At 68.8% G+C, this 24,113-nt stretch carries 16 protein-coding genes; 2 read left to right on the top strand and 14 right to left on the bottom strand.

All coding sequences use genetic code 11. The annotated features are described in order from the left end of the window. Positions 1-493 precede the first annotated feature (493 nt). Together PIQ37_RS05260 and PIQ37_RS05255 are read left to right on the top strand one after the other, a co-directional pair. Positions 494-2,179 carry a long-chain fatty acid--CoA ligase gene (locus PIQ37_RS05260; RefSeq protein ID WP_342072658.1) on the top strand — a complete coding sequence of 562 codons (1,686 nt, stop codon included), beginning with the start codon at positions 494-496 and terminating at the stop codon, positions 2,177-2,179. A 149-nt stretch (positions 2,180-2,328) separates the two neighbouring features. Then, positions 2,329-3,201 carry a crotonase/enoyl-CoA hydratase family protein gene (locus tag PIQ37_RS05255; RefSeq protein ID WP_267084377.1) on the top strand — a complete coding sequence of 291 codons (873 nt, stop codon included), beginning with the start codon at positions 2,329-2,331 and terminating at the stop codon, positions 3,199-3,201. A 53-nt stretch (positions 3,202-3,254) separates the two neighbouring features. On the opposite strand, the gene PIQ37_RS05250 is transcribed toward PIQ37_RS05255, so the two are convergent. The 14 genes from PIQ37_RS05250 to PIQ37_RS05185 form a co-directional block, all read right to left on the bottom strand. Further along, positions 3,255-5,438, bottom strand: a complete 2,184-nt coding sequence (locus PIQ37_RS05250) for an ATP-binding protein (RefSeq protein WP_342072657.1) — start codon at positions 5,436-5,438, stop codon at positions 3,255-3,257. 1 nt (position 5,439) lies between these two features. Continuing rightward, complete coding sequence (locus PIQ37_RS05245; protein ID WP_043086876.1) at positions 5,440-6,576, bottom strand: response regulator; 1,137 nt, start codon at positions 6,574-6,576, stop codon at positions 5,440-5,442. Positions 6,577-6,723: 147 nt separating this feature from the next. Beyond that, positions 6,724-8,241, bottom strand: coding sequence for a lysine--tRNA ligase (lysS, locus tag PIQ37_RS05240; RefSeq protein WP_017917554.1), 1,518 nt, complete (start codon positions 8,239-8,241; stop codon positions 6,724-6,726). Positions 8,242-8,335: 94 nt separating this feature from the next. Next, a protein-coding gene (gene prfB, locus PIQ37_RS05235) for a peptide chain release factor 2 (RefSeq protein ID WP_100224025.1) occupies positions 8,336-9,461 on the bottom strand; the annotation gives its coding sequence in 2 pieces (ribosomal slippage) (positions 8,336-9,385 and positions 9,387-9,461; 1,125 coding nt in all). 68 nt (positions 9,462-9,529) lie between these two features. Next, the gene (locus PIQ37_RS05230) at positions 9,530-10,426 is read right to left on the bottom strand and encodes a LytTR family DNA-binding domain-containing protein (protein WP_342072656.1); all 897 of its coding nucleotides are present in this window, start codon (positions 10,424-10,426) and stop codon (positions 9,530-9,532) included. Positions 10,427-10,476: 50 nt separating this feature from the next. Then, positions 10,477-13,398 carry a VIT domain-containing protein gene (locus tag PIQ37_RS05225; RefSeq protein ID WP_342072655.1) on the bottom strand — a complete coding sequence of 974 codons (2,922 nt, stop codon included), beginning with the start codon at positions 13,396-13,398 and terminating at the stop codon, positions 10,477-10,479. A 563-nt stretch (positions 13,399-13,961) separates the two neighbouring features. Next, the gene (gene recJ, locus PIQ37_RS05220) at positions 13,962-15,698 is read right to left on the bottom strand and encodes a single-stranded-DNA-specific exonuclease RecJ (RefSeq protein ID WP_342072654.1); all 1,737 of its coding nucleotides are present in this window, start codon (positions 15,696-15,698) and stop codon (positions 13,962-13,964) included. Continuing rightward, complete coding sequence (locus PIQ37_RS05215; RefSeq protein ID WP_342072653.1) at positions 15,695-16,615, bottom strand: phosphoglycerate mutase; 921 nt, start codon at positions 16,613-16,615, stop codon at positions 15,695-15,697. Before PIQ37_RS05215 ends, recJ begins: the two co-directional genes overlap by 4 nt. A gap of 4 nt (positions 16,616-16,619) precedes the next feature. Then, positions 16,620-17,084, bottom strand: coding sequence for a transcription elongation factor GreA (greA, locus tag PIQ37_RS05210; RefSeq protein ID WP_026143501.1), 465 nt, complete (start codon positions 17,082-17,084; stop codon positions 16,620-16,622). Between the two features lie 8 nt (positions 17,085-17,092). Further along, a complete protein-coding gene (gene carB, locus PIQ37_RS05205; RefSeq protein WP_342072652.1) occupies positions 17,093-20,335 on the bottom strand; it encodes a carbamoyl-phosphate synthase large subunit in 3,243 nt (1,080 codons plus the stop codon). A gap of 3 nt (positions 20,336-20,338) precedes the next feature. Beyond that, the gene (locus PIQ37_RS05200) at positions 20,339-20,764 is read right to left on the bottom strand and encodes a four helix bundle protein (protein ID WP_342072651.1); all 426 of its coding nucleotides are present in this window, start codon (positions 20,762-20,764) and stop codon (positions 20,339-20,341) included. Continuing rightward, positions 20,764-21,918 (bottom strand): glutamine-hydrolyzing carbamoyl-phosphate synthase small subunit, encoded by a 1,155-nt coding sequence (gene carA / locus PIQ37_RS05195; protein WP_342072650.1) that lies wholly within the window; start codon positions 21,916-21,918, stop codon positions 20,764-20,766. The genes PIQ37_RS05200 and carA overlap by 1 nt, the downstream gene beginning before the upstream one ends. A gap of 162 nt (positions 21,919-22,080) precedes the next feature. Continuing rightward, positions 22,081-22,797: a 4-hydroxy-tetrahydrodipicolinate reductase gene (gene dapB / locus PIQ37_RS05190; RefSeq protein WP_081613344.1), complete on the bottom strand. Its 717-nt coding sequence runs from the start codon at positions 22,795-22,797 to the stop codon at positions 22,081-22,083. Positions 22,798-23,375: 578 nt separating this feature from the next. Continuing rightward, positions 23,376-24,092, bottom strand: a complete 717-nt coding sequence (locus PIQ37_RS05185; protein WP_342072649.1) for an MOSC domain-containing protein — start codon at positions 24,090-24,092, stop codon at positions 23,376-23,378. Positions 24,093-24,113: the final 21 nt, after the last annotated feature.

The raw sequence follows: 24,113 nt of genomic DNA, 5'->3' as shown, positions 1-24,113 counted from the left end.
CTGTTGCTGTTGCCGTTGCTCTGCATTTGCTCTTGCTGTTGGGTTTGCTCCTGCTCTTCCGGGTTCCCTTCCGAAGCGGCGGCCAGCCCGGGGAAAAACCCCGAAGGGGCGGCGCACATGGACGTGCGCCGTCCGCGGCAGGGGCAGGATGCCCCTTCCGCGGATCCCCGGGATGGACGCGGACCCGGAGCGCGCAGCGCGGAGGGCGCGTAGGCAGGGTGTGCTTTCTTTTGGTTACTTTTCTTTGCACAAGCAAAGAAAAGTGACTCGCCGCCAGGCGAAAGCTTTGCGTTGCAATTCCACGGTGCCAGCACTTATCGGAGCGTTCCAAACGCTCAGCCTGCAGCGCGCCACGCCAGGAAAATCAACGGTCCGCAGCCACCACCACCCCACCCCTGTTCGCCTTTTCCCTACGGAACGGTATGCTGCCGTTGCCGGTTCTAGCGGATACTGTCCGTACAGAGCCCAACAATACGTTTCCTGGAGGGGGAATATGAGTCTGGATCGTCCGTGGTTGCAGAGTTATCCGGCCGGCGTTGGCGCCGACATCAATGTCGACGAGTACCGCTCCGTCGCCTCGGTGTTCGAAAGCTCCGTGGCCAAGTTCGGAGACCGCCCCGCCTACTGCAACTTCGGCAAGACCCTGACCTACCGCGAGGCGGGCGAACTGGCCCGGCAATTCGCCGGCTACCTGCTGGGCGAACTGCAGCTCAAGAAAGGCGACCGCGTCGCCCTGATGATGCCCAACTGCCTGCAGTACCCCATCGCCACCTTCGGCGTGCTGCTGGCCGGCATGACCGTGGTCAACGTCAATCCGCTGTACACCCCGCGCGAACTGCGCCACCAGCTGATCGACTCCGGCGCCAGCGCCCTGGTGGTGATCGACAACTTCGGCACCACCGTGCAGGACGTGCTCGCCGATACCCCCGTCAAGCAGGTCATCACCACCGGCCTGGGCGACATGCTGGGCTTCCCCAAGGGCCCGCTGGTCAACTTCGTGCTGAAGTACGTCAAGAAGCTGGTGCCGGACTACGACATCCCCAACGCAATCCGCTTCCGCGACGCGCTGACCCTGGGCCGCCTGCACACGCTGCCTCAGATCGACATCGAACCGGACGACATCGCCTTCCTGCAGTACACCGGCGGCACCACCGGCGTGGCCAAGGGCGCCATGCTGACCCACCGCAACTTGGTCGCCAACATGCTGCAGGCCGGCGCCTGGATCTCGGCGACCGGCAAGCTGGAGGAAGGCAAGGAAGTCATCATCACCGCGCTGCCGCTGTACCACATCTTCGCGCTGACCGCGAACGGGCTGGTCTTCATGAAGCTCGGCGGGCTCAACCACCTGATCAGCAATCCGCGCGACATGCCGGGCTTCGTCAAGGAGCTGCAGAAGACCCGCTTCACCGCCTTCACCGGCGTCAACACCCTGTTCAACGGCCTGCTCAACACCCCCGGCTTCGACAAGGTGGATTTCTCCTCGCTGAAGTTCACCCTCGGCGGCGGCATGGCGGTGCAACGCGCGGTGGCCGAGCGCTGGAAGCAGGTCACCGGGGTCACCCTGGTCGAAGCCTACGGCCTCACCGAGACCTCGCCTGCGGCCTGCATCAACCCGCTGACCCTGACCGAATACAACGGCGCGATCGGCCTGCCGATCCCCTCCACCGACGCCTGCGTCAAGGACGACCAGGGCCAGATCCTCGCCCATGGCGAGGTCGGCGAGCTGTGCATCCGCGGGCCGCAGGTGATGAAGGGCTACTGGCGCCGTCCGGAGGAAACCGCCAGCGCCATCGATGCCGACGGCTGGCTGCACACCGGCGACATGGCGCGGATGGATCCGCAGGGCTTCTTCTACATCGTGGACCGCAAGAAGGACATGATCCTGGTGTCCGGCTTCAACGTGTATCCGAACGAGGTCGAGGACGTCATCGCGATGATGCCCGGCGTGCTGGAAGTGGCCGCGGTCGGCGTGCCGGACGAAAAATCCGGCGAGGCGGTCAAGGTGGTTATCGTGAAGAAGGACCCCAACCTGACCGCCGACGAGGTGAAGGCGCACGCCCGCGCCAACCTCACCGGCTACAAGCACCCGCGCATCGTCGAGTTCCGCAAGGAGCTGCCCAAGACCAACGTCGGCAAGATCCTGCGGCGCGAACTGCGCGACGCGCCGCCGCCGCAATAAGCAGGTCCGACGGGCGCCCACGCGGCGCCCATGCAGGCGCTGGCGGGGCGAGTTCCGGCCGCGGCACCCGGGTGTAGCATCCGCCGGGTGGAAACGCACTCGCCCGCTGCGCCACGCCATCTCCGCGGGCGTCTTTCCGAGAGCCCGCCATGAGCACGATCGACACGCTGCCCCGTACCCGCGCCTACTCCAGCATCCGCATCGATGCGGACGGCGACGACGATAGCCATTGGCTGTACATGCATGCAGGCAGCGCCGCGAAGCAGCGGCCCTGCTTCCATCCCACCTTGATGCGCGAGATGCACAGCTACCTCGCCTCGATCAGCCAGCCTGGCAGCCTGGCGTCGGCGAGATTGGGCAGTTTGGTGCTGGCGTCCGATGGCAGCGCGTTCAACCTTGGCGGGGATCTGGAACTGTTCGGCCATTACATCCGCCGCCGCGATCGCGCCGGCCTGATGGCCTACGCGACAAGCTGCATCGATGGCGTACACCGTTTTCACGAAGGGCTCGGCGGCAATTTCCGCACCATCGCCCTGTTGCAGGGTGATGCGCTCGGCGGTGGACTGGAAATGGCGTTGTCGTGCCATGTGATCGTGGCCGAAGAGGATGTCGGCATGGGCCTGCCGGAAATCATGTTCGGCCTGTTTCCCGGCATGGGCGCGTATTCGTTCCTCAGCCGTCGCATCGCGCCGCATGCCGCGGAGAAGCTCATCCTGGGAGGCCATGTCTTCAGCAGCCAGGAGATGCATGCCATGGGCATCGTCGACGTGCTGGTCCCCAAGGGCCAGGGCAAGGACGCGGTGCACGATCTGATCCAGCAACAGCGGCGCGCGCCCCTGGCGCATCTGGCGATGAACGCGATGCGCAACGTGGTGCAGCCGGTGCGCCGCGAAGAGCTGCTGGCGGTGACGGAGATCTGGGTAGATGCGGCGCTGGCCCTTGGCGAAAAGTCGCTGCGGATCATGGATCGGCTGGTACGCGCCCAGGTCCGGCGCGCCCAAGCCGGCGTGGTCGCCGCCTGAGCGCGGCATGCTGCCGGCAATGAGGGATGACCCGGCCCAGCGCCGGGCTTTCCTCAGCGCAGTTCGCCGTCCTGTACGGCGCTCTGCCGGGCGCGCAGTTCCAGGGCTTCGCGGCCTTCGGTCAGGCTGGCGTTGAGCGCCATCAAGCGCGGACGCCACTCGCTGCGCACCTGCCATTCCGGCATCTGCATCAGTTCCCCACCGAGACTGGCGAGCCGGATCAGCCCGAGATTGCTGGCAACACCCTTGATCGCATGCGCGTGTTCGCGCAGGCGTTCCCAATGCTCGGCCTCACCGGCGATCTGCATGCCGCCAAGGCAGCCCTCGGCATCGTTGAGGCATTGCGAGATGAATTCGCGCTCGAAGCCGTCGCCCATGCCAAGCCCGGCGAGTTCGTCCAGGACCGACGAATCCAGCACGCCCTCGCTCGACACCGCGCTCTGCCGCACGGTGCTCGTCTCGCTGCCGACGCGCAAGCGCCCCTCCATCGCGATGTCGGAGAGCGTGTCCAGCAGGCGATTGGCCACCACCGGCTTGGCCAGAAACGTCCGGGCACCGGCTTGCTCGCAGCGCTGGATCGACTCGGGAGTGACGTCGGCGCTGAGCACCACGACGGGGGTGCGCGGCCCGCCGGCCTGCATCACCCGCAATTGCCGCAACATGTCCAGCCCGCTCATGCCGGGCATGTGCAGGTCGACGATCACCGCATCGAATTCGCTTTCGGCCAATGCATCCAGCACCGCCTCGGCGCCGTCCACGCAAATGGCGCGATGGCCGGCCTTCTGCAGCATGCGCTGCAGCACCATGCGATTGGCGGCGTGGTCGTCGGCGACCAGGATACGCATGCCGCGCACCCGCGCGCGGTGGCGCAGGAACGGATCGGAGAACGCGATGACGTTGCCGCTGGTATCGATCTCCTCGGCGACCGCCGGCACGCTGGCCGCCGGCGCCCCGAGGTCCGTCGACGCCGGTACCGCCGCGGCCACGAACGGCAGTTCGAACCAAAAATGGCTGCCGCGCGGTGCGTTCTCCTGATAGCCGATACTGCCCCCCATCGCTTCGACCAGGCCCTTGGCGATCGTGGTGCCCAGGCCACTGCCTTCGTAGCGGCGCGCGAGGCCGACGTCGGCCTGTTCGAACGCCTCGAACAGGCGCGGCCGCATCTCCGGCGTCACCCCGATCCCGGTATCGACGATGTCGAAACTCAGGCGTTTCGGCTGTCCCTGCTCGTTCTTGTGCAGGCGAACCCGGATATCGACCCGGCCGGTCTCGGTGAACTTGATCGCGTTGCCGGCCAGGTTCAGCAGCACCTGGCGCAGATGACCCGGATCGCCGGAAAGATAGTCCGGCACGTCCGGCGCGACATCCACCTGGTAGGCCAGGCGCTTGGCCCGTGCCTGCGGCTGCAGGATCAGGCTGATCCCCTCCAGGGTTTCGCGCAGCGAGAAATCGCGCTTGTCGAGCCGGAGCTTGCCGGCCTCGATCGCGGAGATATCCAGCACTTCCTCGACCAGCGACAGCAGGCTGCGCGCGGAAGCCTGGATGGTATTGACGCACTCGCGCTGCTCGGCGTCCAGCCGCGTGGTCGCCAGCACCTCGGTCATCCCCGACAGCCCATTCAACGGAGTGCGGAACTCATGGCTCATGTTGGCCAGGAAGCGACTCTTGGCCTCGCTGGCGCGGCGCGCCTCGGCGGTGGTACTGGTCAATTGTCGCAACAGCCCGGACAGGTATAGCGGAATGGCGGCGAGACCGACCAGCAAGCCGATGCCCAGGCCGCGATTGGCGATCCAGTAGTCGCTGGTCATCAGCGTGATGCTGAAACTGGCCACCGCCATGGCCACGGCCAGGTACAGATAACGGTTCCCGTAGCGCAGGCCGTTGCCGATGGTGACCCACATGATGACCACGTAGATGCAGGCCATCGGTTCGCCGATCGCACTCATCGCCATTGACATGAGTCCGTAGTCGGCGACCATGCCGATGATCCGGCGCACGTCCGAGCGCTGCGGCCGGGCCAGGATCCAGCTCATCAAGGCCAGAGCCACGGCCTGCGAGATCAGGGTCAGGCCGATGACATAGGCGCGCTGCCGCGGGGCGATGTCCCAACCGTGCGAAAACGACAGTTCGTACGCCAGGATCAGCGCGACCATGCAGATGCGGACGAACGCCTGGCCGTGCTCGGTATCCTTGCGCTCCGCGAACCGTTGCCGCACCCACGTGATCGCCGAGGTCATGTCAGACTCCTGGTCGCGCCGAGGCGGTGGAGAATTTCTCGCAGATCACCTGCAGCTGCTCGCGGCCGCGGAACAGCGCGTCCACGCAGCGCGGGTCGAACAGGCGGCCACGTTGGGCGTAGAGATAGGCCAGCGTCGCATCCATGGTCCAGGCTTCCTTGTAGGGGCGCGGCGAAATCAGCGCGTCGAACACGTCGGCGACCGCCACGATCCGCGCTTCCAGCGGGATCGCCTCGCCGACCAGGCCGTCCGGGTAGCCGCTGCCGTCGTAGCGCTCATGGTGGCGCAGGGCGATCAGCGCGCCGACCTGGATGAAGCGGTTCTGGCTGCCGCTGAGCAGTTCGTAGCCGATGCGCGGGTGCATGCGCATCACCGCCATCTCGTCCTCGTTGAGCTTGCCCGGCTTGAGCAGCACCGCGTCGGGAATGGCGATCTTGCCCATGTCGTGCAGGCTCGCGGCCATCTCGATGACCCGCACCTCGTCCTCGGACAGGCCCAGTTGCTCGGCGATCAGCCCGGCCACGTGGGCCATGCGTTCCAGGTAGGCGCTGGTGCCGACGTCGCGGTACTCGATGGCCCGCGCCAGCCGCGACAGGGTCTCGCGCTCGCGTTCCTCGACCTCGCGCATGCTGGCCAGCAGGCGCTGCTCCAGCGACATCGCGCGCTGCTTGATGTTCTCGCTCTGCAGCCGCAGCTGCAGCAGGTTGTGGCAACGCGCGCGCAGCTCGCGCGGGCGGATCGGCTTGACCAGGAAGTCGATCACCCCCGCTTCCAGCGCCGCCTGGCGGATCGGTTCGTCGCCGACCACGGTGATCAGGATGATCGGGATGTCGCGGTGCTTGGGCAGCCGGCGCAGGCGCCGCGCGAACTCCAGCCCGTCCATGCCCGGCATGCGGTAGTCGAGCAGCAACAGGTCGACCTTGCCGGCCTCGCACCAGGCCAGCGCGGCCTGCGAGTCGCCGAAGTCGCGCACGGTCAGTTCCGGGGCGATGTCCTCGATGACATGCCGCAGCATCGTGCGCGCGGAGGTCTGATCGTCGACGATGACGATGTTCAAACGATTGTCGCTTCCGTCCGCCCAGTGGAGACGGTCCCCGTTCGAGGACGCGCCGGAGAGGCTCATGCTGGCATCATGCATCTGCAATCCTCCGCCCGTCGCATCTGCGCGGGCTGCTGAGACGACAACGGGAACGCGCCAGCGCTGACTCACCCCGGCCCGTCCACCTCACTTCCTTTTGCGTGCAACGCCTGGTGCAAGAACCGCGCCACCTCGTCCGCGGCTAGGTTAAGCCTCCGGACGCATGTACGGAAACAGCAGCACGTCACGGATCGAGCTGCTGCCGGTAAGCAACATTACCAGTCGGTCGATGCCGATGCCCAGGCCGCCGGTCGGCGGCAGCCCGACTTCCAGCGCCCGGATGTAGTCGGCGTCGAAGTGCATGGCCTCGTCGTCCCCCCCGTCCTTCGCCGCCACCTGTGCCTGGAACCGCGCCGCCTGGTCTTCCGGGTCGTTGAGTTCGGAGAAGCCGTTGGCGATTTCCTTGCCGTTGATGAACAGTTCGAAGCGGTCGGTATAGCCCGGCTCGGTGTCGCTGGAACGGGCCAGCGGCGACACCTCGACCGGGTGGTCGGTGATGAAGGTCGGCTGGATCAGGGTGTGCTCGACCGTGGCCTCGAAGATCTCCAGCAGCAGCTTGCCCCAGCCATAGGACGGCTTGGTGCGGATCTTCAGCCGCTCGCAATGGCGCAGCAGGGCCTCGCGGTCGGTGCAGTCGGCGGCGCTGATCTCCGGGTTGTGGTGGCGCACCGCCTCGTCCATGCGCCAGCGGCGGAACGCCGGCGCCAGGTCGATGTCGGCGCCGTCCCAGTGGACCTGGGTGGTGCCCAGCACCTCGCGGGCGACGTCGCGGATGACGTTCTCGGTCAGGTCCATCACCTCGTGGTACGTGGCGTAGGCCTCGTACAGCTCCATCATGGTGAATTCCGGATTGTGCCGGGTGCTGACGCCTTCGTTGCGGAAATTGCGGTTGATTTCGTAGACCCGTTCCAGGCCGCCGACCACCAGGCGCTTCAGGTACAGCTCCGGGGCCACCCGCAGGTACAGGTCCAGGTCCAGGGCGTTGTGGTGGGTGGTGAACGGCTTGGCCGTGGCGCCGCCGGGGATGTAATGCATCATCGGCGTCTCCACTTCCAGGAAGCGGCGCGCGTCCAGCCAGGCGCGCATGGCGCGGATGATCTTGGAGCGCTTGACGAACACCTCGCGCGCCTCCGGCGACACGATCAGGTCGACGTAGCGCTGGCGGTAGCGCTGCTCCACGTCGGACAGGCCGTGCCACTTGTCCGGCAGCGGCCGCAGCGCCTTGGTCAGCAGCCGCAGGCCGGTGGCCTTGACCGACAGCTCGCCGGTCTTGGTGCGGGTCAGCCCGCCTTCCACGCCGATGATGTCGCCGATGTCCCAGCCCTTGAAGGCGTCGTAGGCCTCGCCCAAGGCGTTGGCCTGCAGGAACAGCTGGATGCGCCCGGACTCGTCCTGCAGCTGCACGAAGCTGGCCTTGCCCATCACCCGCTTGGCCAGCAGGCGCCCGGCCAGGCGCAGGCTGCGGCCCTGGGCCTCCAGCGCTTCGGCGGTCCAGCGCTCGGTGTCGGCGAACTCGGCCTGCAGATCGCCGGCGAAGTCGCTGCGGCGGAAATCGTTCGGATAGGCCACGCCCTGCGCGCGCAGCGCGGCGAGTTTGGCGCGCCGTTCGGCGATGAGGCTGTTCTCGTCGACGGGAAGGGACGGCGCGGGGGTCTGCTCGGTCATGGGATGGGGGATGCGTGAGGAAGGGAAAGAATGCACCAGTCGGCGGGCCGTGTGCCGCCGCACGGCCTCCGTCGCCAGGACGGAGGCCGCCGGTTCAGGCGTCGCTGCGTTTCGCGCCGGCTTCCAGGCCGGACTTGAGGCTGGCCTCGACGAACTCGTCCAGGTCGCCGTCGAGCACCTTCTGGGTGTCCGAGCGCTCCACGCCGGTGCGCAGGTCCTTGATCCGGCTCTGGTCGAGCACGTAGTTGCGGATCTGGCTGCCCCAGCCGATGTCGGACTTGGTCGCCTCCACCGCATCGCGCTCGGCGTTGCGCTTCTGGATCTCCAGCTCGTAGAGCTTGGCGGCGAGCATCTTCATCGCGTTGTCGCGGTTCTGGTGCTGGCTGCGCCCGGTCTGGCAGGCCACCACGATGCCGGTGGGCACGTGGGTGATGCGCACCGCCGACTCGGTCTTGTTGACGTGCTGGCCGCCCGCGCCGGAGGACCGGTACACGTCGGTCTTCAGATCGGCCGGATTGATGTCGATGTCGATGTTGTCGTCCACTTCCGGCGACACGAACACCGAGGTGAAGCTGGTATGGCGGCGGTTGTCCGAGTCGAACGGCGACTTGCGCACCAGCCGGTGCACGCCGGTCTCGGTCTTCAGCCAGCCGTAGGCGAAGTCGCCTTCCACGCGCAGCGTGGCGGACTTGATCCCCGCCACTTCGCCGCCGGAGACTTCCATCAGCTCGGTCTTCCAGCCGCGCGACTCGCACCAGCGCAGGTACATGCGCAGCAGGATCTCGGCCCAGTCCTGGGCCTCGGTGCCGCCGGCGCCGGCCTGGATGTCGACGAAGGCGTTGCTGGCGTCCATCTGCCCGGAGAACATGCGCTGGAATTCCAGCTTCTCCACCTGCGCCTGGAAGCGGTCGACGTCGGCCAGCACCGCCTGCGCGGTGGCCTCGTCGTTCTCGCTCTCGGCCAGTTCCAGGAATTCCAGGGATTCGTTCAGGCCATCGAGCACGCTGGCGATGCCGCCGACGGTCTTCTCCAGGCTTGCGCGTTCACGGCCCAGGCCCTGGGCGCGCTCGGGGTCGTTCCAGACGTCGGGGCTTTCCAGCTCCCGGGTGACTTCCTCTAGACGCTCCTTCTTGGCGTCGTAGTCAAAGAAACCCCCGTAGCGACAGCACCCGATCGGACAGATCGGCGATGCGGTGGCGAATCGGATTGAGTTCGATCATTGCGGCGTTTCCGGCAGACAAGAGCGCGATTCTAGCAATTCCGGCCGCCGCGCCACAGCGCCGCCGGCCTACTCGATGGTCGCCGCCTCGCCCTCCCCGGCCGCCACGCGCAGCGCGGCGCGATAGCGTCGGCTGCACGGCACCTGGCTGCCGTCGCGCAGGTGCACCCGCGCCTCGCCCGCCTCCAACGGCTCGATCGAGACCACGCTGGCCAGGTTGACGATGTAGCTGCGGTGGATGCGCACGAACCGCGCCGGGTCCAGCCGCGCCTCGATCGCGGCCATGGTGCTGCGCAGCGGGTAGTCGTGGCCGCGCACGCGCAGGTTGACGTAGTTGCCGGCGGCCTGCAGCCACTCGATGTCGGCCGCGGCGACCAGGAAGTCGCGGCCCAGCTTGCGCACCAGGAAGCGCTCCGGCCGTTCCAGCGAGCCCACCGGCGGGCCGGCGTCGGGCGCGCCGAGCAGCGCCGCCTCGCCCTGCCAGCGCCGCAACAGGAACCGGTACATCTGCACGCACAGCGCGATCGAAGCCAGGCTGCGCACGTCCTTGAGATATTCGTAGGCCAGGCCCTGCGGCCAAGGACCGAAGTCGTACTGCTGGCCCTGCAGGCGGTAGACCAGGCTGCGCAGGGCGACCATCCCCACCACGTGCAGCACCGACAACGCGACGCTGCCCAGCAGGTAGCCCGGCAGCCGGCGCCGCCAGGTGTCCCAGTGCAGCGGGTAGCGCCGGGTCAGCAGCACCACCAACGGCACGATCAGCAGGAACATCAGTTGGCTGGACCACTCCCAGACCACCGGCTCCCATGCGGCGAAATGCAGCCCGGTGTTGCGGATGTCGATCAGCACCGTGGCGCTGTTGGCAATGGCGTTTATCAGGGTGAGCGCGACCCAGAAGCCGATTTCGAAGCTGCGGCGCCAGGGCTGGAAACGGGAATAGGCGCTGGCGCCGGACGGATCGGACATGGTCGAAGTGTAGCGCGCCGGCATGACCGCGCCGGCGCGCCATGGGCGGATCAGCGCACGTCGAACTCGCCGACCAGCACCGTCTCCTTGCGCTCGGTCAGGCGCAGCGTCACCTGCTGGTCGCGCTGCGCGGCCGTGCCCCAGCCCGTGCTCAGTTGCAGGTGCAAGGTGGTGGCACCGGTGACCAGCGGCTGGCGCTCGCCGAAGAAGTTCGCTTCCACCTTGTACTTGCCGGGTTTGGCGCTGCGCAGCGAGAACTCCTCCGGCCCGTAGCCGCCGGTGAAGTCCGGCGACAGCTGGCCGCCCTGGTAGGTCGCGCGATTGCCGTAGTAGCAGCGCTCGCCATTGGGGTCGGTCACCCACAGGTCCATGTCGCTGTTGTCGCTGTCCCAGTTCAGCACCACGCGCAGGTCCAGCGGCAGGTTGCGCAGCAGCCGTGGATCGACGAAGCCGGTGTCCAGCGGCCGCGGCGCCCGCGCCACGATCGCGTTCAGTTCGTTGAGCGCGATCATGCTCACCCCGTCGAAGCGCGTGTCCCAGTCGCGCACCACCACCTGGTACAGCTGCGCGATCGCCGCCTGCGCGTCGCCGCGCGCGGCATAGGCCAGGCCCAGGTCGCGGAAACTCTGCGGCTCCTCCTCGCCCAGCCGCAGCACCTGCTCGAACACCGGCACCGCCAGGTCGGCGCGACCGGCCTGCAGCAGCCGGTAGCCGAGCACGCGCAGCACGTGGCGATTTTCCAGTTGCAGCTCGGCCAGGTTGGACAGCACCCGCAGGGCCAGGTCGCGCTGGCCGCGCTCGAACAGCACATCGGCCACATCCAGGTAGAACGCCACGCTGTCGGCGTGCGCCGCGCGTTCGCTCAGATACAACGGATACACCGCGTCCGCCGCGGCCGTACGCAGGCGCCGCGCATACGGCGAATCCGGCTGCCAGGGCTGCACGGCCAGGGAGATCGTGGCCGGAGCCGCCACACGCTCGCGCGCAGTCGCCGACGCGGCCGCCTCGCTGGGCGCGCCGGACGAACCGCCGACGATGTCCAGCTCCAGTGGCGCGAGTGCAGACGAGGCAGCAGGCATCGGCGCAGGCGCTGCGAGGGCCATGGACCGTTGCGGGCCCGACGGGGCCTGCATGCGCTGCTCGGCAGTGTCAGCGGCGGCGATCGCCACTGGCGGCGCGTCCTTGGGAAAGCGCCGCTGCCACCAGGCGACACGCTGCGCGAACGCGTCGGCGATCGCGTCGATGCGTCGCTTGCGCGTGTCGTCCTGCAGCTTCTGCTGCCGCACCTGCGCACCCGCCACCGCCGCACGCAGCGCCGGGGGTGCCGGGATGCCATAGCGGGCGTAGTCGTCGGCGTTCTCCAGCACCAGCAACGAGGTGTCGGCGCTGACCAGCCCGAAGCGCGTCGCCAGCGCCTGGCGGCGCGCGGCCGATTCCTGCGGATCGGCGGACAGACTGCGCAGCATGGCCCGCGCCCATGCGCCCGGCACCAGGTCGCCTGGAACGTCCTGCGCCTCGCGCAACGGCAGGCGCAGGCGTCGGGTGCTAGCGGCGGTGGCGATCTCCAGGTGCAGCGTTGCATCCGCGCCGAGCAGGCGCCCGGCGATGCGCAGGTAACCATCGTCGGCGTCGCGCGAATCGGCGACCAGATCGGCGACCTGGCTGCCGTCCAGCGCGACCAGTTCGCCGCCACGCTGCAACAGCCGCTCGCTGGCGAGCTGCACGCCCGGCAGGCCCTGCAACGCGATCGCGCGTCCGCCGCGCGCTTCCGCGATCGCCGCCAGATGCGCGGCATCGGCGTGCACGCCGGCCGAGTCGATCGCATACAGGCGCTGTCCCGGCGCCAGCGTCGGCATGGTCTGCGCGCCGTAGTTGCCCAGGCCATCGCTGAACAGCAGATACTCCTGCACCTGCGCCGCCGGTTGCCAGGCGCCCAGCGCACTGGCGCCGTCGGGCTGCTCGGCCTGCAACGCCGCCTTCAAGGCGCTCCAGTCGCCGTTGCGCACCTGGAACCTGCGCGGCGCCGCGGCACGGTCGCGCAGCACGATCAGATCGACCTGGGCGGTGCCGACCGCAGCGAAATAGCGCTGCAGCAAGGCGAGTTCGGCCGGAATGTCGCGCTGCCGTGCCGAACCGGACGCATCCCAGAGCAGGCCGATACGCTGCGGCAGCGGGCGCGGGCCGTGCAGGTCGGCGATCGGCACCAGCGCCTGGAAGTAGCGCTGGCCATCGTGGAGGCCGGTCGCCACGCGCGGCGTGGCGCTCGCGCGCAGCGACAGCACCAGCTCCGGCGGCAACTGCGCCGGGCTGCCGGACCAGGACGCGGCGTAGCCGCCGTCCGCCGTCGGCAGCAGCCGCATGCTGGGGGTCGCCGCGCGTTCATCAGGCGCGGCCTGGCTACTTAGCGCTACCTGCAGCGACCGCGCGCCGACCGCATACGTCAGCGGCAAGCGCCACTGCCAGCCGGCGGCGGTGCGCTGTAGCGATTCGCGATAGACCAGGCGCACATGGCGGCTGCCATGCGCCGGCAGCGGGTAGACGCGCAGCCGGAACTGGTTGCCGGCGGTCTGCTCGAGCAAGCCCGGATCCACGCCGCGCCGCTCGACCGCTTCGAACACCTGGCGCCCGCGCGCCTTGGGCACCGGCACCGCGTCGCGCATCTGCCCGTCGACGTCCAGGGCGAAACCGCTGAGTTGCTGCCCCTCGCGCAGCGGGAACGTCAGCTGCCCCTCCAGCACGCGTGCGTTGGGATTGAAGAACTCCAGCTCCACCGTGGTTTCGGCCAGGCCTGCGGCGGCATGCGCACGCACGGTCGCCGAGCGCAGCTCGACCGGACGTTCGCCAGCGTCGGTGTGCAGCAACGGCGCGACCAATTGCCGCTGCGGCGCGGACTGCGCCCCTGCCGGCACCGCGGCGAGTAACGACAACGAAAGCAACAACACGCACACGTTGCTGCGCATGGTGGACGGCATGGATCGCTCCTTGCTGGGACGGTATGGCTTGAACGTCCGCTGTGACGCGATGGGGTTGCTTGTGTGCGTCCAGGCTCAGGCGACGCGCAAGCCCCTCCCACCGGGAGAGGGGTTGGGGTGAGGGTGCGGCGCAAGGCGCGGCGCTTTGGCGATGCGAGGCTGCGCCCGTACCCTCATCCGCCCCTGCGGGGCACCTTCTCCCGAGGGGAGAAGGGAAAGCGAAGCCCCTCTCCCTCCGGGAGAGGGGTTTGGGGTGAGGGTCCGGCACAGGCGCGATGCAACAGACGACGCGAGGCTGCGCCCTACCCTCATCCGGCCCTGCGGGCCACCTTCTCCCGGTGGGAGAAGGGAACGCGAAGCCTCTCTGCCTACGGGAGAGGGGTTGGGGTGAGGGTGCGGCGCAAGGCGCGATGCAACAGACGACGCGAGGCTGCGCCCTACCCTCATCCGGCCCTGCGGGCCACCTTCTCCCGGGGGAGAAGGGAAAGCGAAGCCCCTCTCCCTCCGGGAGAGGGGTTGGGGTGAGGGTGCGGCACCAAGCGTAGTGTCAGACCGCCAACTGCTCAGCCATCCAACGGCAGACAGTGCTCCACCACCAGTTGCACCGCATCGCCGCCGCGGTAGTCGTCGGTGACCAACCGATAGGCGATGTGCACACGGCGGCCCGGTTCGCGACCGTGCCAGCCGTTGAAATGGATCGCGTTCAAGGGTTCGGCACGACCGGGGCAACGCAGGCTCAGCTTGAGGTGGCGCTCCTTCAGCACGCGCCACTGCAGCACCTCGAATTCGCCATCGAACAGCGGCTCGGGAAACCCCTGCCCCCATGGCCCACCCCGGCGCAGCGCCTCGGCATGGCGATGGTCGAGCTCGTGCGGGTCCAGCGCGCCGTCGCTGAGCAGCTCGGCCTGCAGCAGTTCCGCGTCCAGGCTGGCCAGCGCATGCGCGCGGAACACCTCTTCGAACTCGGCCAGCGCGCCCTGCGGCAGGCTCAGGCCCGCGGCCATGGCGTGGCCGCCGAACTTCTCCATCAGGCCCGGCCGCTGCGCCTCCACCGCCGCCATCGCGTCGCGGATGTGGAAGCCGGGAATCGAACGCGCCGAGCCGCGCAACTGGGTGCTGCCCGGCTCGGCCGGGGCGAAGGCGATCACCGGCCGATGCAGGCGGTCCTTCATCTTCGACGCGACCAGGCCGATCACGCCGGGATGCCACTGCGCATCGAACAGGCACACCGCCACCGGCGGCTGCTCGGGCGCGGCCAGCAGCGCCTGCGCCACCACCGCCTCGGCCTCGTCGGTCATCTGCTGCTGCACGGCACGGCGCTCGGCGTTGATCTCCTCCAGCGTCGCGGCGATCGTGCGCGCCTGTTGCGGGTCCTCGCACAGCAGCAACTCGATGCCCAGGGCCATGTCCTCGAGCCGGCCGGCGGCATTGAGCCGCGGCGCCAGCGCGAAGCCGATGTCGCTGGCGCTGAGCCGCGCCGGGTCGCGGCCGCTGGCTTCGATCAAGGCGCGCAGGCCGATGCAGCCCTCGCCGCGTTGCAGACGGCGCAGGCCGGCCGAGACCAGCGCACGGTTGTTCGGGTCCAGCGGCACCAGGTCGGCGACGGTGCCGACCGCGACCAGGTCGAGCAGCACGCTCAGGTCCGGCGGCGGCGCCGCCGCGAACGTGCCGCGCACACGCAGGTGCCGGCGCAAGGCCAGCAGCACGTAGAAGATCACCCCGACGCCGGCCAGCATCTTGCTCGGGAAGGCGTCGCCGGCCAGGTTCGGATCGACGATGGCATCGGCCGGCGGCAGCGCCGGACCCGGCAGGTGGTGGTCGGTGACCAGCACCTGCCAGCCCAGCGCCTTGGCCGCGGCGACGCCGGCATGACAGGCGATGCCGTGGTCCACCGTGACCAGCAGGTCCGGCTGCAACGGCGCCAGTTCCGCCACCAGCGCCGGCGACAGCCCGTAGCCATGGACCATGCGGTTGGGCACCGCGTGCAGCACCTGCGCGGCACCGAGCAGGCGCAATCCACGCACCGCCACCGCGCAGGCGGTGGCGCCGTCGCAATCGAAATCGCCGACCACCAGGATGCGCTTGCCCGCGGCGATCGCCTGGGCGAGCAAGGCCACGGCGGCGTCGATACCGCTCAGCGCATCCGGCAGCAGCAGTTGCGCCAGCTTGGGCTGCGCCAGGCCGCTGTCGTGCGCGCCGCGCGCGGCGTAGATACGCCGCAGCAACGGTAACGTCGCCTCATGCCACGGGCCGGCCGCAGCCGCCGCGGGCCGCCGCACGATGCGCGCGATGGAGCTCATGCGTCCAGGCGCGACAGCGGCCGCCGCCACAGGCGCCAGCGTTGCGCAGGGGCGATACGGAAACAGGTGCCGTCCTCGAAATCCAGCTGCAGTTGCTGCAGCTCGCCATCGCGCAGCGCGTGCAGCAGCGGCTGCACCACCTCGCCGACGAACTGCTCGGGCGCGCGCAACTGCCGCAGGTCGACCAGCGCGTCAACCCGCGGCGCCTGCGCATCGGCGACGCCGGCGGCCTGGGCCAACGCGCGCAACAGCGGATCGCGGCTGCGCACCTGCGCATGCGCAGTGCCGACCGTGGCCGGCAAGCGGCCGCCGCCCCAGAACCACAGCGAGTTGATCGCCGGCTGGCCGCGGGCGACGCGTTCGCGGTTCCAGGGATGCTGGTGCAGCACGATCTGCACTTCGGTCAGCAGGGCACGCCAGCGGCGCGCGTCCTCGCCCTGCGGCAGATGATCGAACAGGTCCGCCCCGAGCACCTGCGCCGGCGCCGCGAATACCGGCAGCACGCTGTCGGCCGGCAGCCGCAGATACCAGCGCGTGGGATCGGGCGCGTCCAGGGTCAGCCCGCTCTCGGCGAACACGCCCTGCACCGCCGGCAACAGCGCGTCCAGGTCCACCGCGTCGAGCGGCAGCATGTCGCCATGCGCCATCAACCGCGCGCCCTGCATGTCCGGCACCACGTAGGCGGGATCGGCGCGCAGCCACAGGCCGTCGCCGGCATCGCCGGCGTCCAGTTGGCGGGTCAGCGCCGCGGCCGGCAGCGATGCTTCCGCCAGCACGAAATGGCGGCGCAACTGCGCCTCGCCGCCGGGCGCGGCCTGCGTGCGGTCGGCGCGGCCGAACGCGCGCGCCACCTCGCCGGCCAGCACGGCGCCGGCCAGGCGGACCCGCTCCGGCAACAGCAAGGTGGCGACCGCCATCGGATCAGCCGACGTAGGCGACGCTGACGATCTCGTACTCGCGGCGTCCGGCCGGGGCGTCGATGCTGACGCTGTCGCCTTCCATCTTGCCGATCAGCGCACGCGCCAGCGGGGAAGAGATCGCGATCAGGCCCAGCTTGATGTCCGCTTCGAGGTCGCCGACCAGCTGGTAGCGCTTCTCTTCGTCGGTCTCCACATCGGCCAGGGTCACGGTGGCGCCGAACACCACCTTGCTGCCGACCGCCAGCTTGCTGACGTCGATGACCTCGGCGTGCGACAGCTCGCTCTCCAGCTGCTTGATGCGGCCTTCGATGAAACCCTGCTGCTCGCGCGCGGCGTGGTACTCGGCGTTCTCCTTGAGGTCGCCGTGTGCGCGCGCCTCGGCGATCGCGGTGATGACCTCGGGACGCTTGACCGACTTCAGGTGATCCAGTTCCTCGCGCAACCGCTGCGCGCCTTGCATGGTGATCGGGGCTCTCACGCTTCCAGCTCCTTGTGCAGTTCCTGCAGCGCCCAGACCGGACCGGTGCCGCGGAATTCCAATGAATGCACCAGCGCACGCGCGCCGGCGACCGTGGTCGAATAGGTGACGCGATGCTGCAGGGCTTCGCGGCGGATCGAGAACGAGTCGGAGATCGCCGCCCGGCCCTCGGTGGTGTTGACGATATACACGATTTCGCCGTTCTTGATCAGATCGACGATATGCGGGCGACCCTCGGCGACCTTGTTCACCTGCTCGCACTGCAGGCCGTGCTGCTGCAGCCAGGCGCAGGTACCGCGGGTGGCGACCAGGGTGTAGCCGCGCTCGACCAGCGCCTGCGCCACCGGCAGCACGCGCTGCTTGTCCGGATCGCGCACCGACACGAAGGCCTTGCCCAGCGGCGGCGCCTTGATGCCGCCGGCTTCCTGCGCACGCGCGAACGCCGCGCCGAAGCTGCGGCCCACGCCCATCACCTCACCGGTGGAACGCATCTCCGGGCCGAGAATCGGATCGACGCCCTGGAACTTGGCGAACGGGAAGATCGCCTCCTTCACCGAGTAGTAGTCGGGCACGATCTCCTTCAGCGCGCCCTGCTCGGCCAGGGTCTTGCCGGCCATGCAGCGTGCGGCGATCTTGGCCAGCGGCACGCCGATCGCCTTGGACACGAACGGCACGGTACGCGAGGCGCGCGGGTTCACTTCGAGCAGGTAGACGATGTCGTCGCCGGCGTCGTTCACCTGCACCGCGAACTGGGTGTTCATCAGCCCGACCACGTTCAGCGCCTTGGCCAGCTCGACCACCTGGCGGCGCAACTCGGTCTGGGTCGCCGGCGACAGCGAGTACGGCGGCAGCGAGCAGGACGAATCGCCCGAATGCACGCCGGCTTCCTCGATGTGCTCCATGACGCCGCCGATCAGCACCTGCCCGTCCTGGTCGGCAATGATGTCCACGTCCACTTCCACCGCGTTGTCGAGGAAGCGGTCCAGCAGCACCGGCGAATCGTTGGAGACCTTGACCGCGTCGCGCACGTAGCGCGCCAGGTCGGATTCGCCGTAGACGATTTCCATGGCGCGGCCGCCGAGCACGTAGCTCGGGCGCACCACCAGCGGATAGCCGATCTCGCGCGCCAGCACCAGCGCCTCGTCGGCGTTGCGGGCGATGCGGTTCGGCGGCTGCTTCAGGCCGAGCTTGTCGACCAGTTGCTGGAAGCGCTCGCGGTCCTCGGCCAGGTCGATGGAATCCGGCGAGGTGCCGATCACCGGCACGCCGTTGGCCTCCAGCGCGCGCGCCAGCTTCAGCGGGGTCTGCCCGCCGTACTGCACGATCACGCCCTTGGGCTGCTCCAGCTCGACGATCTCCAGCACGTCTTCCAGGGTCAGCGGCTCGAAGTACAGGCGATCGGAGGTGTCGTAGTCGGTGGACACGGTCTCCGGATTGCAGTTGACCATGATGGTCTCGTAGCCGTCCTCGCGCAGCGCCAGCGCCGCGTGCACGCAGCAGTAGTCGAACTCGATGCCCTGGCCGATGCGGTTGGGGCCGCCGCCCAGGATCATGATCTTGTCGCGGTCGCTCGGCGCGGCCTCGCACTCGTCCTCGTAGGTCGAGTACAGGTAGGCGGTGCTGGTGGCGAACTCCGCCGCGCACGAGTCCACGCGCTTGTATACCGGGCGCACCTTGTGCGCGCGGCGCAGCGCGCGCACCGCGGCCTCGTTGGTGCCGCACAGTTCGGCCAGGCGCGCATCGGAGAAACCGGCGCGCTTGAGCGTGCGTAGGCGCTTGGCGTCCAGCGCACCGAGGCCGTCGGCGGCCAGTTGCGCTTCCTGCGCGATCAGGTCTTCCATCTGGTCGAGGAACCAGGGGTCGATGAACGACAGCGCGTGCACCTGCTCCACGCTCATGCCGGCGCGGAACGCATCGGCGACATAGAACAGCCGCTCCGGACCGGGCGCCTTCAGCTCGCGCTTGAGCGTGGCCAGGTCGTCTTCGCTGCTCAGGTCCAGGCCGGTCGGATCCAGCCCGATCTTGCCGGTCTCCAGACCGCGCAGCGCCTTCTGCAGCGATTCGGAGAAGGTGCGGCCCATCGCCATCACCTCGCCCACCGACTTCATCTGCGTGGTCAGGCGCGCGTCGGCCTGCGGGAACTTCTCGAAGGCGAAGCGCGGGATCTTGGTGACCACGTAGTCGATCGACGGCTCGAACGAGGCCGGGGTCAGCCCGCCGGTGATCTCGTTCTTGAGTTCGTCCAAGGTGTAGCCCACCGCCAGCTTGGCCGCGACCTTGGCGATCGGGAAGCCGGTGGCCTTGGAGGCCAGCGCCGAGGAGCGCGACACGCGCGGGTTCATCTCGATCACCACCACGCGGCCGGTCTGCGCGTTGATGCCGAACTGCACGTTGGAGCCGCCGGTGTCCACGCCGATCTTGCGCAGCACGGCGATGGAGGCGTCGCGCAGGCGCTGGTATTCCTTGTCGGTGAGGGTCTGCGCCGGGGCCACGGTGATCGAGTCGCCGGTGTGCACGCCCATCGGGTCGAGGTTCTCGATCGAGCAGACGATGATGCAGTTGTCCGCGGTGTCGCGGACCACTTCCATCTCGAACTCCTTCCAGCCCAGCACCGACTCCTCGACCAGCACTTCGCTGGTCGGCGACAGTTCCAGGCCGCGGCCGACGATCTCGATCAGTTCTTCGCGGTTGTAGGCGATGCCGCCGCCGCTGCCGCCCAGGGTGAAGCTGGGGCGGATGATGGTCGGGTAGCCGACCGTGGCCTGGATCTCCAGCGCCTCCTCCAGCGTGTGCGCCACCGCCGCCTTCGGGCACTCCAGGCCGATCTCGCCCATCGCCACGCGGAACAGCTCGCGGTCCTCGGCCATGCGGATGGCCTCGCGCTTGGCGCCGATCAGCTCGACGCCGTACTTCTCCAGCACGCCGTGGTCGGCCAGGTCCAGCGCGCAGTTCAGCGCGGTCTGCCCGCCCATGGTCGGCAGCAGCGCGTCGGGCTTTTCCTTGGCGATGATCTTCTCGACCGTCTGCCAGTTGATCGGCTCGATGTACACGGCGTCGGCCATGTTCGGGTCGGTCATGATCGTGGCCGGGTTGCTGTTGACCAGCACCACGCGGTAGCCCTCGTCGCGCAGCGCCTTGCACGCCTGCGCGCCGGAGTAGTCGAACTCGCAGGCCTGGCCGATGACGATCGGGCCGGCGCCGATGATGAGGATGGTTTGGAGGTCGGTGCGACGTGGCATGGTTCAGTAATCCTCGACGTTCTCGGAAATGCGGGACCCGGGACCCGGGGCCCGGGACCCGGATTCAAGCCGACGCTGCAATGATTGTTGCAATCTGGAAAGCATTTGGCTGACGCGCTCGCAGAGCTGCAGCACAACGCTAAGTTCTTCGTGTTCGCCCATCCCAAGCCGCTCGACCAGCAGCAACTGCGTTTGTAGCTCGGCGCACGATCCTGTTGCGATCGCTACAAAACGCGCATAGTCCCGTGTGGCGCCGCGTGCGTTGCCTTCAGCGATGTTTGAAGGAATCGATACCGCGGAACGCTGCAACTGCGAAGTCAATCCGTAACGCTCGACGTGCGGCAATGACGCTGTGAACGAATAGACTGCTTCGGCGAGCTGCATGGACAGTTGCCAGACTTCGAGATCCCGGAAATGGGAGACCGCCATTACGCGGCCTTTTCCGATCCCCGGGTCCCGGGTCCCGGGTCCCGCATCAGTGACACGAACTGATCGAACAGCGGCGCCACGTCGCGCGGACCCGGCGAAGCTTCCGGGTGCCCCTGGAAGCTGAAGGCCGGTGCGTCGGTGAGCGCGATGCCCTGGTTGCTGCCGTCGAACAGCGAGCGATGGGTGACGCGCACGTTGGCCGGCAAGGTCGCCTCGTCCACCGCGAAGCCGTGGTTCTGCGAGGTGATCATCACCCGGCCGCTGTCCAGGTCCTGCACCGGATGGTTGGCGCCGTGGTGGCCGTGGCCCATCTTCAGGGTCTGCGCGCCGGCGGCCAGCGCCAGCAGCTGGTGGCCCAGGCAGATGCCGAAGGTCGGGATCTTGCGCGCCAGCAGTTCCTTGATCGCGGCGATCGCGTAGTCGCACGGCGCCGGGTCGCCGGGGCCGTTGGACAGGAACACGCCGTGCGGGTTCATCGCCAGCACCTCGGCGACCGGCGTCTGCGCCGGCACCACGGTCACCTCGCAGCCGCGCTCGGCGAGCATGCGCAGGATGTTGTGCTTGACCCCGTAGTCGTAGGCGACGACCTTGAACTTGGGCTCGGCCGTGACGAAGACGTTGCTGTCCAGGTCGAGCTGGCCATCGCGCCAGGGATAGGCGGTGTCGGTGGAGACCACCTTGGCCAGGTCCATGCCCTTCAGCCCCGGGAACTTGCGCGCCGCTTCCAGCGCGGTGTCCACATTGACCTCGCCGGCCATCAGCGCGCCGTTCTGCGAGCCCTTCTCGCGCAGGATGCGGGTCAGCTTGCGGGTGTCGATGCCGGCGATGGCGACCACGCCGCGCTGGATCAGCCAGTCCGGCAGCGCCACCTGGTTACGCCAGTTGCTGGGGCGGCGCGGCACGTCGCGCACGATCAGGCCGGCCGACCAGACCTGGGCGGCCTCGTCGTCCTGGTCGGTGCAGCCGGTGTTGCCGATATGCGGATACGTCAGCGTGACCAGTTGGCGGGCGTAGGAGGGATCGGTGAGGATCTCCTGGTAGCCGGTCATGGCGGTGTTGAACACCACTTCGCCGACGGACAGGCCGGCAGCGCCTACGGATTCGCCCTCGAACACGGTGCCGTCTTCAAGGACAAGGATTGCGGGTTGAGTCACGGGGTTCGCCTTGGGGAGAGAGGAACCCTGCCCCACCAACTTGCAGGCTGCAAGAAACCGCGAACTCGGCGCTTCTCCGGGTCCGTGGCGATGGGTAACAGGCGAGCGAGAATTGTACCGGCGCGGGGCGGTCCGCGCCAGCCGTTTATGTGAAAACCGCGTTCAGCCGAGCAGGTCGCGCAGCCGGTAGGCCCCGGGCGCACGCCCCGGCAGGCGCGCGGCCGCATGCAGCGCGCCGCGGGCGAAGATGTCGCGGTTGCTGGCGCGGTGCACCAGTTCGACCCGCTCGCCGAGTCCGGCGAACTGCACCAGATGCTCGCCGACGATGTCGCCGGCACGCAGGCTGGCGTAGCGCGGAGTAGCGCCGCCGTGCGCGGCCGCGTCGCCCAGGGTCAGCGCAGTGCCGGAGGGTGCGTCCTGCTTGTGCACGTGGTGGGATTCGACGATGTCGCAGTCCCAGCCCGGCAGCGCCGCGGCGGCGCGCTCGACCAGATCGTGCAGCACCGCCACCCCCAGGCTGAAGTTCGAGGCCCAGATCAGCGGAATGCGCTCGGCGGCAGCGGCCAGCGCCTGCCGCTGCGCGTCCTCCAGCCCCGTGGTGCCGGACACCAGCGCCGCACCGCGTGCGGTGCACAGGGCCAGCACCGGGTCGAAGCCCTGCGGCAGGCTGAAATCGATCGCCACGTCGAAGGCCGGCACCCCGCCCAACTCGGCGGCGGCGAAGTACGGCACGCCGTCGATCACCCGCTGCGCCGGCGCGCGCCGCACCACCGCGGCCACCACCTGCAGCGCCGGGTCCTGCGCGGCCAGCCGCAACAACGCCTGGCCCATCCGGCCGGACGCACCATGGATCAACACACGCAGCGGAGAAGTCGTCATCGACACAAGGCTAGCGGTTTGCGCGCGGGTGCGACAGGGGGCGGGTGCGTGAGAGACGCAAGCGCCCGACGCGCCACCAGTGCGCCGCTCCGGACGTGGCGATGCTTCACGCGTCGCGGCTGGAGCCGCTCCCACAAGGGCATGACGGCCCTTGAAGCGACCGAAAGGTTGGCGGGCGAGGCACTCAGCACCTGGAACCTAGCACTTGGCACTTGGCACTTGGCGCCGATAGCAAGAGACATCGCAGCCGATCGGGCACCCCTGTGGGAGGGGCTTCAGCCCCGACGCCGTACCGCCCGATCTCGCGCGGCGCCCTGCTGCCGTTGCGCGACCGACGCTGCACCCGCCTCGCTTTGCACGGAGCATGTTCGATGCGGGCGGCACCCTGCTTTGGATACAACGAGGCCTTGTTCGTCGCGGCTGAAGCCGCTCCTACGGAGGATCAACGACGTCGCTGAGCAGGCATTGTAGGAGGGGCTTCAGCCCCGACGCATTGCACCCACCCAATCGGGCATGCACCTGTCGACGCCACCGCTCCCGCCAAGAGGGGAGCACACTCGCCGGATCGATCAACCGCCCTACTCGGCTACCGCCTGCCCCAGCAAGCGCTTGTCCCAATCCTCCACCGCACGCTGCGCCAGGCGCCGCTCGAACAGGGTGCGCCAGTTCGGCACCAGCGGCAGCGCCAGCACCTCCTGCAGTTGCGCCGGGTCGATCTCGCGCCGGTACAGCAGGCCGACCAGGCGTGCCAGCGACCATTGCGGATACGGACGCTCCAGCAACACCAGACTGTCGCCGGCGGCGACCTCGCCGGGCTGCAGCACGCGGTAGTACCAGCCGGTGCGGCCGCTGTCCTGCACGCGCCGCGCCAGCGCGGCCACGCCGAACCGATCGGACAGCTTCCAGCACGGCTGCCGCGACTGCGACACCTCGACCACGGCCGTGCCCAGGCGCAGCCTGTCGCCCAGGCACAGGTCGGCTTCGGTCACGCCGCTACTGCTGAGGTTCTCGCCGAACGCACCGGGCGCGTCCAGCAAGGCATGCGCGCCCAATTCCTCGCGCCAGGCCGGGTAATGGTCGCGCGGATAATGGTGCAAGGCCTTGTCGGGGCCGCCATGCACACGGCGGTCGCCCTGCTCGTCCAGTTCCAGCCCCTCCAGGCCGATGCGCAGCCGCCCGGCCTGCGGCCGCTTGTCGATCGCGCTGCGGCTGCCTGGGCGGGTGAACGCCTGCGCGCGGCCGACCAGGACTGCGTCGATGGTCCAGGACCCGACGGTGGAATCGGACGACGTCATCGACGGACGCGACACACGGAC

The sequence above is a fragment of the Xanthomonas protegens genome, assembly GCF_038442435.1.
In the GTDB taxonomy this organism is placed as follows: domain Bacteria; phylum Pseudomonadota; class Gammaproteobacteria; order Xanthomonadales; family Xanthomonadaceae; genus Xanthomonas_A; species Xanthomonas_A sontii.
The sequence above is the reverse complement of the archived record's forward strand: the minus strand, read 5'-3'. Positions and strand labels throughout refer to the sequence as shown.